Below are 13,116 nucleotides of genomic sequence, written 5' to 3'. Positions count from 1 at the left end.
TTGCCGGCGATGGCGGTTTCGGATCGGGCGCTCGTCTTGTGGGCCCCATCGCTGGCAAGCCAGCTCCTACAGAAAAACACACGCCCAACCGTTGTAGGAGCCGGCTTGCCGGCGATGGCGGTTTCGAGTGGGGCGCTCGTCTTGCGGCCCCATCGCTGGCAAGCCAGCTCCTACAGAAAAAACAAACGCCCAACCGTTGTAGGAGCCGGCTTGCCGGCGATGGCGGTTTAAGAGGTTTTTTGGGTGGGCTCCTTGATTTTGTACCAGGCCACGTACAGCGCCGGGAGGAACAGCAGGGTCAGCAGGGTGGCGACGATGATCCCGCCGATCATGGCGTAGGCCATCGGCCCCCAGAACACTTCCCGGGCAATCGGGATCATCCCCAGGCTGGCCGCTGCGGCGGTCAGCAGGATTGGTCGGCGACGGTGTTCCGTGGCTTGCACCACCGCGTCCCAGGGCGAATAGCCGTCTCGTTCGAAGGCGTCGATCTGGGTCACCAGGATCACCGAGTTGCGGATGATGATGCCGATCAGCGCCAGAATCCCGAGGATCGCCACAAAGCCCATGGGCGTACCGGTGGGCACCAGCGCCAGGACCACGCCGATCAACCCCAGGGGGGCCACGCTGGCCACCAGGAACAGCTTCTGCACGCTGTGCAGTTGAATCATCAGGAAGGTGGCCATCAGGAACAGCATCAATGGCACCACCTTGGCGATCGGCCCCTGGGCCTTGCCGCTCTCTTCCACGGTGCCGCCCGTGGCCACCGAATAACCGGCGGGCAACTGCGAAGCGAACTGCTCGATTGCCGGCTTCAACTGCTTGACCAGGTCCGTGGGCTGGATCTCATCGCGCACCGCGGCCTTGATGGTGATGGTCGGCTTGCGGTCCCGCCGCCAGACCAGTGGCTGCTCCAGTTCGTACCGCACCGTGGCAAACGCCAGCAGCGGAATCGAGGTGCCGCTGGGGGTGACGATCTGCAGGTTCTGCAAGGTTTCCGGGCTGCCGCGCTCGCTGTCGTCGGCGCGCCCGACCACGTTCACCAGGTAAATATCGTCGTCCACCTGGGTCACGGTGGAGCCGCTGACGATGCCGTTCATCAGCTTCGACACGTCCTCGGAGGACAGGCCCAACTGCCGCGCCTTGTCCTGGGCGATGTCGATGCGCAGGACTTTGCCGGGCTCGTTCCAGTCATAGATGATCTCGCCGATGTGCGGGTTGCGGTCCAGCTCGGTGGCCAGGTCGATGGCGTGCTTGCGCACCAGGTCGATGTCCTTGCCGCTGACCCGGTACTGGATCGGCCGCCCCACGGGCGGGCCCATTTCCAGGGCCTGAACGTAACTGCCGATGCCGACGAAGTCCTCGCGTAGGCGCTGCTGCAAACGCTGGGTCAGGGCCGTGCGCTGCTCCAGGCCTTTGCTGACGATCACCAGCTGGGCGTAGTAGGGGTTCTGCAGTTGCTGATCCAGGGGCAGGTAGAAACGGATCGCACCCTCACCGATGTAGGTGCTCCAGCGCTCGATGTCCGGATCGTCCTTGAGGGTCGCCTCCAGGCGGTCCACCGCCAGACGGGTCTCGTTGATCGAGGCGTTCTGCGGCAGGTTGAGGTCGACGAGGATTTCCGGGCGGTCCGAGGACGGAAAAAACTGGTTCTGCACAAAGCCCATGCAGAACACCGAGGCCGCGAACAGCAGCACGGTGATGCCGATGGCCCACCAGCGGTTGCGCATGGCCCACAGCAAGCCGCCATTGAATGCTCGGCCCACCCGGCCCGGCTCTTCGGAATGGGGTTTCACCTTGGCACTGAGGATGTGAATGCCGATCACCGGGGCGAACAGCACCGCCACCACCCAGGACACCAGCATCGCCACGGCAATCACCGCGAACAGGGTGAAGGTGTATTCGCCGGCCGAGCTGGCGTTGAGGCCGATCGGCACAAACCCGGCCACGGTCACCAGGGTTCCGGTGAGCATGGGGAAAGCCGTGGAGGTGTAGGCGAAGGTCGCCGCCTGCTCCTTGCTCTCGCCCATTTCCAGGCGCGTGACCATCATCTCCACGGTGATCATGGCGTCGTCCACCAAGAGCCCAAGGGCGATGATCAGGGCGCCCAGGGAAATGCGCTGCATGGTGATGCCGCTGTATTCCATGAACACAAACACCATGGCCAGCACCAACGGGATCGAGCAGGCCACCACCAGGCCGGCCCGCACGCCGAGACTGATAAAACTCACCACCAGCACGATGATCACCGCCTCGAACAACGCGCTGGTGAAGCCGCCTACGGCCTCTTCCACCACCTCGGCCTGGTCCGACACCTTGTGCACGCCAACGCCCACCGGCAAGTCGGCGGTCAGCTCATCCATGCGCGCATGCAGGGCCTTGCCGAAGTCCTGGATATTGCCGCCCTTCTTCATGGCAATCGCCAGGCCGATGGCCGGCTGGCCGTTGAAGCGGAACAGCGGCGTCGAAGGGTCGACGTAACCGCGGCTGATTTCGGCAATGTCCGCCAGGCGATAGAAGCGGTCATTGAGCCGCAGGTTGACCGTGGCCAGGTCCTTCTCGGAGGCGAATTGCCCCGAGGTGCGTACGGAAATCCGCTCCGGCCCGGCTTCGATCACCCCGGCCGGGGTCACGGCGTTCTGCGATTGCAGGCTTTGCACCACTTGGCGCTGGTCGATGCCCAAGGCGGCGAGCTTACGGGTCGAAAAGTTGAGGTAAATCACCTCGTCCTGCTCGCCGACCATCTCCACCTTGCCCAGGTTCGGCACCTCGCGAATCTCCGCCCGCACCTGCTCCACGTAGTCCCGCAGCTGGCGCATGCTCAGGCCGTCAGCGGTAAAGGCGTACACCGAACCGAACACGTCACCGAACTCATCGTTGAAGGCCGGCCCCTGCAGGCCCTGGGGAAAGCTGCCGCGGATATCGTCGATCTTCTTGCGCACCTGGTACCAGATCTCGGGGATGTCCTTGGCACTGGTGGTGTCGCGCAGGTAGACGAACACCGTCGACTCGCCGGGGCGGGTGTAGCTTTTCACGTAGTCGAGGGAGTCCAGTTCCTCGAGCTTTTTCTCGATGCGGTCGGTGACCTGCTTCAGGGTTTCTTCCTGAGTCGCACCGGGCCAGCGGGTCTGGATCACCATGGTCTTGATGGTGAAGGACGGGTCTTCTTCACGCCCCAGGTTCATGTAGGAGAACACGCCCATCAGCAGGGCGACGAACATCAAATACCAGACGAACGACTGATGTTTGATGGCCCACTCGGACAGGTTGAAGCTTCCTTTGCTGGCGGGCGTCATCACTGGCTGTCCTCGTCGATTTTGACTTTCTGTCCCGGTTTGAGGCTGTTGACGCCGGCACTGACGATGCGCTCGCCGGGCGTGGCGCCCTGGCTGATCAGGGCCGAATCGGCGTCGCGGCTGAGCACCGTGACGTCACGCGGGGCCACCGTCTGTTGCTGAGTGTCGATCACCCAGATGCGCGCCTTGCCGTCCACCTCCTGCAGGGCCGACAGGGGCAGCCGAGTGCGCGGTTCGATGGCTGAACTGAGGGTCACGCTGATGGCCGTGCCCAGGCGAAAGGCGTCCGGGGTGTCGAGCAGGGTCAGGCGCGCACGCCGGGTGCGGGTGGCGCTCTGGGCCTGGGGCTCGATCTCGCGCACTGTGGCGCGGGTGCTGATGCTCGGGTCCAACTGGGCCGCCACGGTGAACAGCACACCCTCCGGCAACTGGTCCACCAGGCTGGCCGGCAGGTCGATCACCGCTTCCTTGATGTCCGGCCGGGCCAGGGTCACCACCTGCTGGCCGGCGGTCACCACCTGCCCGGCCTCGGCATTCCAGGCGGTGACCACGCCGCCGTGGTCACTGCGCAATTCACTGTAATTGAGCTGGTCCCGGGCCTGGCTGACCGAGGCCTTGGCCTGGTCGAGGGAGGCGCCGGTGGTCTTCAAGTCAGTCAGGGCGATGTCCAGTTGGGCCTGGGCACCGACCCCGCGATCGAACAACTCCTGCTGGCGCCGGGCATTGGCCTGGGCGTTGATCCACTGCGCCTCGACCCGAGCCAGGTCGCCCTCGGCGGCGCGCAACTGGTTCTGCTGGTCGGTGGGGTCCAGGGTCGCCAGCAAGGCACCCGGCTCGACCTGGGCGCCGACGTCCACATTGCGGTTGGCGATCCGCCCTGGCACGCGGAAGCCCAGGTTGGTTTCGTAGCGGGCCTGGATGTTCCCGGCAAAGCGCCCGAGGCTTTCCTCGGCTTCAGCCTTGACCTCCAGCGACAGCACCGGCCGCACCGGTTCCGCGGCCGGCTCTTGCTTGGAGCAGCCGGCCAGCACGGCCACGGCGCACAGCAGCAGCGACAGACGCTTCATGGCTTGGCTCCCTGGGTGGGGGCATCGTCGGCCACTTCGACCAACATGCCCGGGTGCAACAGTTGCCCACCGGCCACCACGACTTTTTCGCCGCCCTTGAGGCCATCGCCAATGATCACCTTGCCGGTCAGGTAGCGCGCCACCGTGACCTTGTGCAGCGCGGCCTTGCCGTCCTCGCCCACCAGCCACACCGCCGGGTCGCGCAGGTCCTTGGTCAGGGCCGACCAGGGCAGCTCGACGCTGGCCTTGCCCGGCACACTGGCGGTGGCGCTGACCACCGAGCCCAGGTCCATGCCCGGCGGCAGGTCGTGCAGGGCCACCTTGACCTGCACCGTGCCGCTCTCGGCCGACACCACAGGGGTGATTTCCCGCACCGTGCCGGTGGCCTTGACCGACGGGTTGTCCAGCAGGCTGACGCTGATGGTGGCGTCCTTGGGTGGGTCCACCAACAGCGATTCATACACGTTGAACACCGCGTCACGCTCGCCGTCGCGGGCCAGACTAAAGATCGGCACCGTGGCTTGCACCACCTGGCCGACTTCGGCCTGGCGTGCGGTAATCACCCCTGGAGCCTCAGCGACCAGGGCCGTGTAGCTCAGTTGTTCCTTGGCATTGGCCAGTTGCGCCTGGGCGGCGGTCAGGGCGCTCTGGCTGCTGCGCAGGGCCGCCTGGGCCGAATCGTATTCACTGCGGCTGGTGTAGCCCTTGGGCAACAGTTTTTGCTGGCGCACAAAGGCCGCGCTGGTCTGCTTGACCCGGGCCTGCTCGGCGAACACAGAAGCGGCGGCGGAATCGACGTTGGTCTGCAAATCCTTGGGGTCGAGGCGAGCCAATACTTGCTGGGCGGAAACACGCTGGCCGACGTCCACCGAGCGCTGGATGATCTTGCCGCCCACGCGGAACGACAACTCGGTCTGCACCCGCGCCTGGACGTCCCCGGTCAAGGTCACCGAGGGCGCGAAGTCGGTGGTGCTCACCGCTTGCACCCGAACCCGGGGCCGCTCTTTTTCCGTCGGTTTTTCTGCGCCGCAGCCGCCGAGCAGCGCCAACAGGCTCAGACCCACTGTCCACTTTGAAATAAGCGCAGCCATGCAGGCTCCTTTGCGTGAAGCTGTCGTGCCAGGTGAGGTTACGACTCTGAGCTTAGAACAGGGTTCAACCGCTGCACGGAGGCTTTTGGAGATTGCCGCGAAGCCCCCTGCGCGCCCCTGAAAGCGGCAGATTCAGGCACACTGCCCCCCCTAGAAAAGGAGACCCGGGATGCTCAAGACCCTGGCGGTGGCCAATTACCGTTCGATCAACAAACTGGTGATTGGCCTGGAGCGGCTGAACCTGATCACCGGCCCCAACGGCAGCGGCAAGTCGAACCTGTACCGCGCCTTGCGCCTGCTGGCAGAGACGGCCCAAGGCGGCGTGGTCAACGCCCTGGCCCGAGAAGGCGGCCTGCAATCGACCTTCTGGGCGGCCCGGAGAGCATCAGCCGACGCATGCGCAACGGCGAGGTGGCCATTGAGGGCGGCGGCCCGCGCAAGAAGGTCACCCGGTTGCGCCTGGGCTTTGCCGCCGAGGATTTCAGCTACGCCATTTCCCTGGGCCTGCCGGACCCGCCACCGCCCATGAACCTCTCGGCCTTCGCCCTGGACCCGGAAATCAAGAAGGAATGCATCTGGGCCGGGCCGCTGTATCGCCCGGCCAGCCTGCTGGTGGGCCGCGCCGGGCCGATGATCCGCACCCGTGAGGGACGCAACTGGGAAGTGATTGCGCAACACACCGCGACTTTCGACAGCTTGTTCGATCAGGTTGGCAGCCTGCGTTCGTCGCCCGAAGTCCTGCTGCTGCGGGAGAACATCCGTGGCTGGCGTTTTTATGATCACTTTCGCAGCGACGCCGAGGCCCCGGCGCGCCAGCCGCAACTGGGCACCCGCACGCCGGTGCTGCACCACGACGCCGCGACCTGGCGGCGGCGCTACAGACCATTCTGGAAATCGGCGACCCCGAGGCGCTGCACGGCGCCATCAGCGACGCCTTCCCGGGCGCACGCCTGGAGATCGCCCGCCTGCAGGGCGGCCGTTTCGCCATCGAGTTTTATCAGGAAGGGTTGCTGCGACCGTTGTCGGCAGCGGAGTTGTCGGACGGCACCTTGCGCTACCTGCTGCTGGTGGCGGCCTTGCTGACCCCACGGCCACCAACGCTGATGGTGCTCAACGAACCGGAAACCAGCCTGCACCCGGACTTGTTGCCGGCCTTGGCGCGACTGATCAGCCGCGCCTCGACCCAGTGCCAGGTGTGGGTGGTGTCCCATGCCAGCCGCCTGATCGCGGCCTTGCAGCAAGACCCCGCGTGCAACTCCATCGTGCTGGAGAAGACCCTCGGCCAGACCGAATTGGTCGGCCAAGGGATGCTCGATGAGCCGGCCTGGCACTGGCCCGATTGAAGCGTCCCCGCCGGCCCCGATTGCCATGCCCCCCGTAGGAGCCAGCTTGCTGGCGAAGAGGCCCTTAAGCCCTGCACCGCCCTCACGGACGCCTTCGCTGGCAAGCCAGCTCCTACGCGGAGGGAGAAGGGGTCAGCCCTGCCACTTGCCGCCTTCGACAATCACGCTCTCGGGCTTGGTGTCGTCGCTCAGCTCTTTACGCACGTACTGGTCATACAGCTTGAGCAAGTACTGCTCTTCGCCCAGCTTGGCCAGTTCGGCGTTGACCCAGTCACGCAGCTCGATATTGCCCTTCTTCACCGCCGGTGCGATGGGCGCCTCGTCCCCGAGTTTCTGCTCCAGCACGCGGTAGCCCGGGTTTTGCTTGGCCCAGCTGAACAGCACCAGGTTGTCTTGGGCGTAGGCATCGCCGCGACCGTTGGCCAGGGCTTGCAGGGACTCGGAGTTTTTCTCGAACTTCAGCAGTTTCCAGTCCGGGTGGTTCTTGGTCAGCCAGACATCCGCCGTGGTGCCGGTGGTGACGATGGTGGTGCGGCTCGCCAGATCGTCCAGGCTCTTCACTTCGCTGGCGTTGGGCACCAGGGCCTGCACTGCGACCTTGAGGTTGGGGTTGGTGAATTCCACCGCTTCCTTGCGCTCCGGGGTCACGGTCATGTTGGCCAGGATCAGGTCGACCTTGTCGCTTTGCAGGAACGGAATACGGCTGGCCGGTTCCACGGCGACGAACTCCACCTTGTTCTCGTCGCCCAGCAGGTCCTTGGCGAAGCGACGGCCGATGTCGGTATCAAAACCCACGTAGCGCCCGGTTTCATCGACGAAGCCGAACGGCGGCTTGTCGGTGAATACCCCGACAATCAGCTTGTCCCGGGCCTTGATCTTGTCCAGGTAGCCGGCCGCCGGGGTGGCACTGGCACTGGAGGCCGTCGGCTTGGGCGCCTCGGCGGCTTTATCGCAGCCGGCCAGCAGGGCCAGGCCGAACAGGGGCAGTAACAACAGCGAAGACTTGGCAGTTTTCATGAGGGTTGCAGTTCCTTTGTAGGTGCTTTTCTAGGCAGTGCTTCAACGAAGGAGAACTTCTCCAGGAACTGCTGCGCGCGTGCGGTTTGCGGGTTCGTAAAGAAAGCCTCGGGGGTGTTTTGCTCAAGGATGCGCCCCGCGTCCATAAACACGATGCGGTCGGCCACAGCCCGGGCGAAGGCCATTTCATGGGTCACGATCAACAGGGTCATGCCGTCCCGGGCCAGGCCCTGAATCACTTGCAGCACTTCCTTGACCATTTCCGGGTCCAGCGCTGCGGTGACCTCGTCGAACAGCATCACCTCGGGGTTCATGCACAGTGAGCGGACGATGGCGATGCGTTGCTGCTGGCCGCCGGACAGCTGGCGCGGGAAGGCGTCGCGTTTGTCGCTCAGGCCCACCCGTTCCAGCAGGGCTTCGGCCTGGGCCTGGGCTTCGGCGCGCTGGCGCTTCTGCACCTTGAGCGGGCCCAGGAGCAGGTTGTCGAGCACGCTCATGTGAGGGAACAGGTGGTAGCTCTGGAACACCATGCCGATCTGCTGACGCACCTGGCGCCAGTCGGTGTGCTTGCCCAGCAGCTCGCGCCCGGCAAAGCGCAACTGGCCGCTGTGGGCCGCCTCCAGGCCATTGAGGCAACGCAGCAAGGTGCTTTTGCCGCAGCCGCTGGGGCCGAGGATGACAATCACCTCCCCCGCCGCCACGCTCAGGTCGACCTCGTTGAGCACCTGGTGCTCGGCGAAGAATTTGTTGAAACCCTTGAACTCGATCAATGCGCTCATGCTTGCGTCCAGCGGCGCTCCAGCACGCGGGACGCGGCCGACAGCGGGTAGCAGATAAAGAAGAAAAACAGGAACAGCACGCCGTAGATCAGCACCGATTCGTAGGTGCGCTCGATGATCTGCTGGCCCACCTTGATCACGTCCACCACGCCGATCAGCACCGCCAGGGAGCTGGTCTTGATGATCCGCGTGTAGACGTTGATGGTCGGCGGCGTCATGCGGCGCAGCGCCTGGGGCAGCAGCACGTAGGCGTACAGCTGAGCGCCGGACAGGGCGATGGACAAGCCCGCCTCGCGCTGGCCCCGGGGCAGAGAATGCAGAGCCCCGCGCACCACCTCGCCGACCTCGCTGGCGCCCCACAACGACAGCACCAGCACCGCGCACCAGAAGCTCGGAATGCTGATGCCGAAGAAGATCGGAAAGCCGAAAAACAGCAAGTACAGCCAGACCAGCACCGGGATCGCCCGGAACAGCTCCAGGTAGACCCGCAGCAGCGCATTCAGCCAGCGCCGCTCCAGGGTCCGCAGCACGCCATAGAGCACGCCGCCCAAGGTGCTGAAGGCAATGCTGAGAAAGGAGATGGACAAGGTTTGTGCCGCGCCCTTGCCCAGTTGCGGCAAGGACACCAGGAGCAACTCAAGACCCGAACTGGCCATGCTGGAGCCTCCTTTCCAAACGGCTGAGCAACAGCGACAGGGGCAGGAACAGCAACACGCAGATCAGCGTCAGCACGGCGAGCATTTCGTAGGTCTTGTAGTACAGGGCGATGTAGCTCTTGGTGGTGTAGAGAATCTCCGGCACCGCCACCGCCGACACCACGGTGGTTTCCTTGAGCAGGAAAATGAAATTGGCGAACAGCGATGGCAGGCTGAGGATCCCGGCCTGGGGCAGGATCACGTAGCGCAGCAGTTGCCAGTGCGACAGGCCGATGGAACGGCCCGATTCCAGCTGCGCCTGGGGCACGGCTTCGACACCGGCGCGCAACACCTCGGTGAGGTAGGCGCCGCCAAGAAAGGTCATGGTGATGATGGCCGCCGCAAACCCGGAAACCTTGATCCCCAACGCCGGCAAGGCGAAGTAGACAAAGAACAGTTGGATCAGCAACGGCGTGTTGCGGGCCAGCTCCACATAGAGGCCGACCAGGCGTTGCAGGTAAGGGGTGCGGAAAACCAGGATCGTGGCGTTGATCAGGGCCACCAGCAGGGACGTGCCGATGGCGATCAGCCCGACCTGCAAGGTCACGCCCACGGCTTTGAGAAACGCCGGCAGGGTGCTGAGGATAAAGGCGTAGTCGAAGGTCATTGAAAGTCCTGACGCCGCTGGGGTACAGCGGCGGTGGTGCGGTCCATTGGGCGGTGGGTAACCACCCGGCAAGCACAGACTTTAAAGGTATAAAAAGCAGAATTTAAATACCGTTAAAGCATATTGATATCACCCAAAAACCTAACCCGCGAGTTTGCCGGGATGGCGCCGAGCGACTACTTTTTCTGCCGGGGCAGGCGGGATGTCTTGCCCCGGGACACTCACAGGGATGATCGGCTAATGACTCAAACAAAGACGGCGCAACCTCTCGATGCTCAGGACCTGGTGAAGTGGCTGACGGCCTTGTGCCGGGCCCTCCAGCCCCCCGCCAAGCCTGTTTCCAGGCAATAAAAAACGCCGACGCTGTAACAGCCGTCGGCGTTTAAACCTTGAAGGGGTTTTACCTGTACAAGCGTAGTCGATCAGAACGCTGGCAGTACTGCGCCGCTGTATTTCTTCTCGATGAAGGCTTTGACTTCAGGGCTGGTCAGGGCCTTGGCCAGCTTCTGGATCGCTGCGCTGTCCTTGTTGTCCGGACGGGCCACCAGGAAGTTCACGTACGGCGAATCCGCACCTTCGATCACCAGCGCATCCTTGGCCGGGTTCAGGCCGGCTTCCAGGGCGTAGTTGGTGTTGATCATGTCCAGGTCGACCTGGTCCAGCACACGCGGCAGCATGGCCGATTCAAGCTCTTTGAACTTGAAGTTGTGCGGGTTCTTGGCGATGTCTTTTGGCGTCGCCAGGGCGTTTTTCGGGTCCTTGAGTTCGATCAGGCCCGCCTTCTGCAGCAGGATCAGGGCCCGGCCGCTGTTGCTGCCTTCGTTAGGAATGGCAATGGTCGCGCCGTCTTTGAGCTCAGCCAGGGACTTGACCTTCTTCGAGTAGCCGCCGAAGGGTTCGACGTGCACGCCGATCACGGTCACCAGGTTAGTGCCTTTGCCTTCGTTGAAGCTTTTCAGGTACGGCAGGGTCTGGAAGTAGTTGGCATCCAGGCGCTTCTGGTCCACCTGGACGTTGGGCTGGACGTAGTCGGTGAAGACTTTGATTTCCAGGTCCACGCCTTCTTTGGCCAGGGTCGGCTTGATCAGTTCGAGGATCTCGGCGTGGGGCACCGGCGTTGCGGCGACTACCAGCTTCTCGCCAGCCTGGGCCAGGCCCGCGGTCAGGGCTGCCGCCAGTGCGGTGAACAACAGAACCTTTTTCATGCAGTGTCCTTAATGTGTCGTGAACGACGGCTTCAATGAGAGTGCCAGTGAAGTGCTATCGCTGGCGTGGAGCGGAAGATACCGAGATTTTTTATTCCCGAACAATATCTTTTATTCACCTTCATATTCCATTTTGCTCATCTTCCACCCCCGTAGGAGCGGCCTCACCCTGTCCTCTCAGGACAGGTCGAGACCCTGCAACAATTGCTTCAGCCTTGGCGCTCAGCCGCCGAACCGCTCTCGACCACTTGCCGCAGCAGCTGTTGAATCTGCTCCAGGGGCGCGGGCGCCTGGGGCAGGTTGAGGTGCTCCGGGAGGATTTCATCGCCACTGCTGACCAGCAAAGCGAAGTGAATGACGTTCTCCAACTCCCGGGTATTGCCCGGCCAGCTGTGGCCTTCCAGCAAGCGCTGGGCCGCTTCGCTGATCAGGGGCACCGGCAGGTCCAGGCGCTGGCTGTAGATCCCCAGGAAGTACTCCGCCAGGGATTCGATATCGCCAACCCGCTCGCGCAATGCCGGCAATTCCAGTTGGCCCTCGCTCAAGTAGTGGTACAGCCGCTCGTGAAACTTGCCCGCCGCCACCGCCTGGGCCAGGTCGATGCTGGTGGCCGCCACCAGGCGCACGTCCACCGGGCTCGGTTGATGAGCGCCGACGCGGGTCACTTCGTGGTTTTCCAGGGCCGCCAGCAGCTTGGTCTGGATCGGCAGCGGCAGGTCGCCGATCTCGTCCAGGTACAGGGTGCCGCCGTTGGCCGAGCCGAACCAGCCGGCACGGCTGCTGGCCGAACCACTGAAACTGCCGCCGGCATAACCGAACAATTCGGCATCGGCATAGGTCGGGCTGATGGCACCGCAGTTCACCGAAACGAACAGGCCGCCACGGTCGCTGGCGCGGTGGATATGCCGCGCCAGCAGCTCTTTGCCGCTGCCGGTTTCACCCCGGATCAACACCGCCAGGGAGCGCGGTGCCAATTGCTCCAGCTCCTGGCGCAACTGCCGTGAACGTGGATCGACGAACACCAGGGCCTTGGCACGAATGCTCAGTGGGCTCTTGTCAGCGTCAGGAAAGGTCAGCAGTGGCTGGCCGAAAGACTCTTGCAAACTCATGGCAGGCTCCCGCCCCAAAGCGCCAGAAGACGGGGGCGTTAAACAAATAGGAAAAAATCAGGCGCGGCGCAGGGCGTGGTGCTCCATGCGGTTTTGCAGGCGATAGAGGTAAGCAAAGCCCTGCTCCCAGCGCTGGTGTCCGGACTTGACGTTGATATGCCCGGCACCGGAGAGGATCCCCGCTTCGGCGCCCCAGTGACGGGCCAACTCCAGGGCACGCGGCGCACTCACGGCGCTGTCGTTGTCGGAGCTGACCACTTGGCTGGGGAACGGCAGCAGGTCAGTGGGAATGGGCGCAAAATTGCGCAGGGCAGGCACGCAGGCAGGACGCTCGACGTCGGCCGGGGCCACCAGCAGCGCGCCGCGCACCTGGCGCAGGGCGCTGACCGGCGCATGGGCCGCCCAATGGGCCACGGTGATGCAGCCCAGGCTGTGGGCGATGAGGATCACCGGCGTGCTGTCCGCGGCAATGGCTTCAGCCAGGGCCGCCACCCAGTCTTCACGACGAGGCGTCAGCCAATCGGCCTGTTCCACCCGCGCGCTGTTGGGCAGGCTGCTTTGCCAGTGGGACTGCCAATGATCTTCTGGCGATCCTTGCCAGCCCGGCACAATCAGGTAACGAATGGATTCATTGCGCATGGGAAACTCTCCTGCTGCGTGTCTGTTCCTGATCGAGTATAGGGACGGGATTTATATTCGTTAAGGAATAAGAAGCTATTTATTAAGACCCTAAAAGAATATACGACCCTTACCCACAACCGCCGTAGGAGCCGGCTTGCCGGCGATCAGGTCACCCAGCCTTGCACCGCCCTGGAGGGCGCCATCGCTGGCAAGCCAGCGCCTACACCGGAGGGGGGTGTCAGGTAGAGCGTTGGCCCGCGCAGCCATCGCCAAGAGCCGAAAATCCCCC

The 13,116-nt window shown here is 63.8% G+C and carries 9 protein-coding genes and 2 pseudogenes; 1 reads left to right on the top strand and 10 read right to left on the bottom strand.

Translation table 11 applies throughout. The features are described 5' to 3' along the window. Positions 1-227: 227 nt before the first annotated feature. Genes M1B34_RS32575 through M1B34_RS32565 form a run of 3 tightly spaced genes read right to left on the bottom strand, consistent with a single transcriptional unit; the run spans position 228 to position 5,451 of the window. Positions 228-3,293 carry an efflux RND transporter permease subunit gene (locus M1B34_RS32575; RefSeq protein WP_123329000.1) on the bottom strand — a complete coding sequence of 1,022 codons (3,066 nt, stop codon included), beginning with the start codon at positions 3,291-3,293 and terminating at the stop codon, positions 228-230. After that, the gene (locus tag M1B34_RS32570; RefSeq protein ID WP_268267323.1) at positions 3,293-4,360 is read right to left on the bottom strand and encodes an efflux RND transporter periplasmic adaptor subunit; all 1,068 of its coding nucleotides are present in this window, start codon (positions 4,358-4,360) and stop codon (positions 3,293-3,295) included. The genes M1B34_RS32575 and M1B34_RS32570 overlap by 1 nt, the downstream gene beginning before the upstream one ends. Then, positions 4,357-5,451: an efflux RND transporter periplasmic adaptor subunit gene (locus M1B34_RS32565; protein ID WP_268267322.1), complete on the bottom strand. Its 1,095-nt coding sequence runs from the start codon at positions 5,449-5,451 to the stop codon at positions 4,357-4,359. The genes M1B34_RS32570 and M1B34_RS32565 overlap by 4 nt, the downstream gene beginning before the upstream one ends. Positions 5,452-5,620: 169 nt before the next feature. Between M1B34_RS32565 and M1B34_RS32560 the strand changes: the two are divergent. After that, a pseudogene (locus tag M1B34_RS32560) lies at positions 5,621-6,794 on the top strand (AAA family ATPase). A 132-nt stretch (positions 6,795-6,926) separates the two neighbouring features. Here the strand turns inward: M1B34_RS32560 and M1B34_RS32555 are convergent. The 7 genes and pseudogenes from M1B34_RS32555 to M1B34_RS32525 form a co-directional block, all read right to left on the bottom strand. Next, entirely contained in the window at positions 6,927-7,811 is an 885-nt protein-coding gene (locus M1B34_RS32555) for a transporter substrate-binding domain-containing protein (protein WP_268267321.1), read from the bottom strand. Continuing rightward, positions 7,808-8,590 (bottom strand): amino acid ABC transporter ATP-binding protein, encoded by a 783-nt coding sequence (locus M1B34_RS32550; RefSeq protein ID WP_268267320.1) that lies wholly within the window; start codon positions 8,588-8,590, stop codon positions 7,808-7,810. The genes M1B34_RS32555 and M1B34_RS32550 overlap by 4 nt, the downstream gene beginning before the upstream one ends. Then, positions 8,587-9,246 carry an amino acid ABC transporter permease gene (locus tag M1B34_RS32545; protein WP_268267319.1) on the bottom strand — a complete coding sequence of 220 codons (660 nt, stop codon included), beginning with the start codon at positions 9,244-9,246 and terminating at the stop codon, positions 8,587-8,589. The genes M1B34_RS32550 and M1B34_RS32545 overlap by 4 nt, the downstream gene beginning before the upstream one ends. Beyond that, complete coding sequence (locus M1B34_RS32540) at positions 9,227-9,892, bottom strand: amino acid ABC transporter permease (RefSeq protein ID WP_123328986.1); 666 nt, start codon at positions 9,890-9,892, stop codon at positions 9,227-9,229. Before M1B34_RS32540 ends, M1B34_RS32545 begins: the two co-directional genes overlap by 20 nt. A 422-nt stretch (positions 9,893-10,314) precedes the next feature. Next, on the bottom strand, positions 10,315-11,097 hold the full coding sequence (locus tag M1B34_RS32535; protein WP_123328984.1) for a MetQ/NlpA family ABC transporter substrate-binding protein: 783 nt from the start codon (positions 11,095-11,097) through the stop codon (positions 10,315-10,317). A gap of 177 nt (positions 11,098-11,274) precedes the next feature. After that, positions 11,275-12,206: pseudogene (locus M1B34_RS32530) on the bottom strand (sigma 54-interacting transcriptional regulator). Positions 12,207-12,263: 57 nt separating this feature from the next. Then, complete coding sequence (locus tag M1B34_RS32525; RefSeq protein ID WP_268267317.1) at positions 12,264-12,845, bottom strand: alpha/beta hydrolase; 582 nt, start codon at positions 12,843-12,845, stop codon at positions 12,264-12,266. Positions 12,846-13,116 lie beyond the last annotated feature (271 nt).

Source organism: Pseudomonas morbosilactucae, from assembly GCF_023241715.1.
Classification (GTDB): domain Bacteria; phylum Pseudomonadota; class Gammaproteobacteria; order Pseudomonadales; family Pseudomonadaceae; genus Aquipseudomonas; species Aquipseudomonas morbosilactucae.
Note: the sequence above shows the minus strand (reverse complement) of the source record. Positions and strands in the feature narration are given on the sequence as shown.

What these genes read in the sequence shown, in the direction of transcription:
- M1B34_RS32575 (WP_123329000.1), bottom strand. Translation starts at nt 3,293, where the DNA reads ATGACGCCCGCCAGCAAAGGAAGCTTCAACCTGTCCGAGTGGGCCATC.
- M1B34_RS32570 (WP_268267323.1), bottom strand. Translation starts at nt 4,360, where the DNA reads ATGAAGCGTCTGTCGCTGCTGCTGTGCGCCGTGGCCGTGCTGGCCGGC.
- M1B34_RS32565 (WP_268267322.1), bottom strand. Translation starts at nt 5,451, where the DNA reads ATGGCTGCGCTTATTTCAAAGTGGACAGTGGGTCTGAGCCTGTTGGCG.
- M1B34_RS32555 (WP_268267321.1), bottom strand. Translation starts at nt 7,811, where the DNA reads ATGAAAACTGCCAAGTCTTCGCTGTTGTTACTGCCCCTGTTCGGCCTG.
- M1B34_RS32550 (WP_268267320.1), bottom strand. Translation starts at nt 8,590, where the DNA reads ATGAGCGCATTGATCGAGTTCAAGGGTTTCAACAAATTCTTCGCCGAG.
- M1B34_RS32545 (WP_268267319.1), bottom strand. Translation starts at nt 9,246, where the DNA reads ATGGCCAGTTCGGGTCTTGAGTTGCTCCTGGTGTCCTTGCCGCAACTG.
- M1B34_RS32540 (WP_123328986.1), bottom strand. Translation starts at nt 9,892, where the DNA reads ATGACCTTCGACTACGCCTTTATCCTCAGCACCCTGCCGGCGTTTCTC.
- M1B34_RS32535 (WP_123328984.1), bottom strand. Translation starts at nt 11,097, where the DNA reads ATGAAAAAGGTTCTGTTGTTCACCGCACTGGCGGCAGCCCTGACCGCG.
- M1B34_RS32525 (WP_268267317.1), bottom strand. Translation starts at nt 12,845, where the DNA reads ATGCGCAATGAATCCATTCGTTACCTGATTGTGCCGGGCTGGCAAGGA.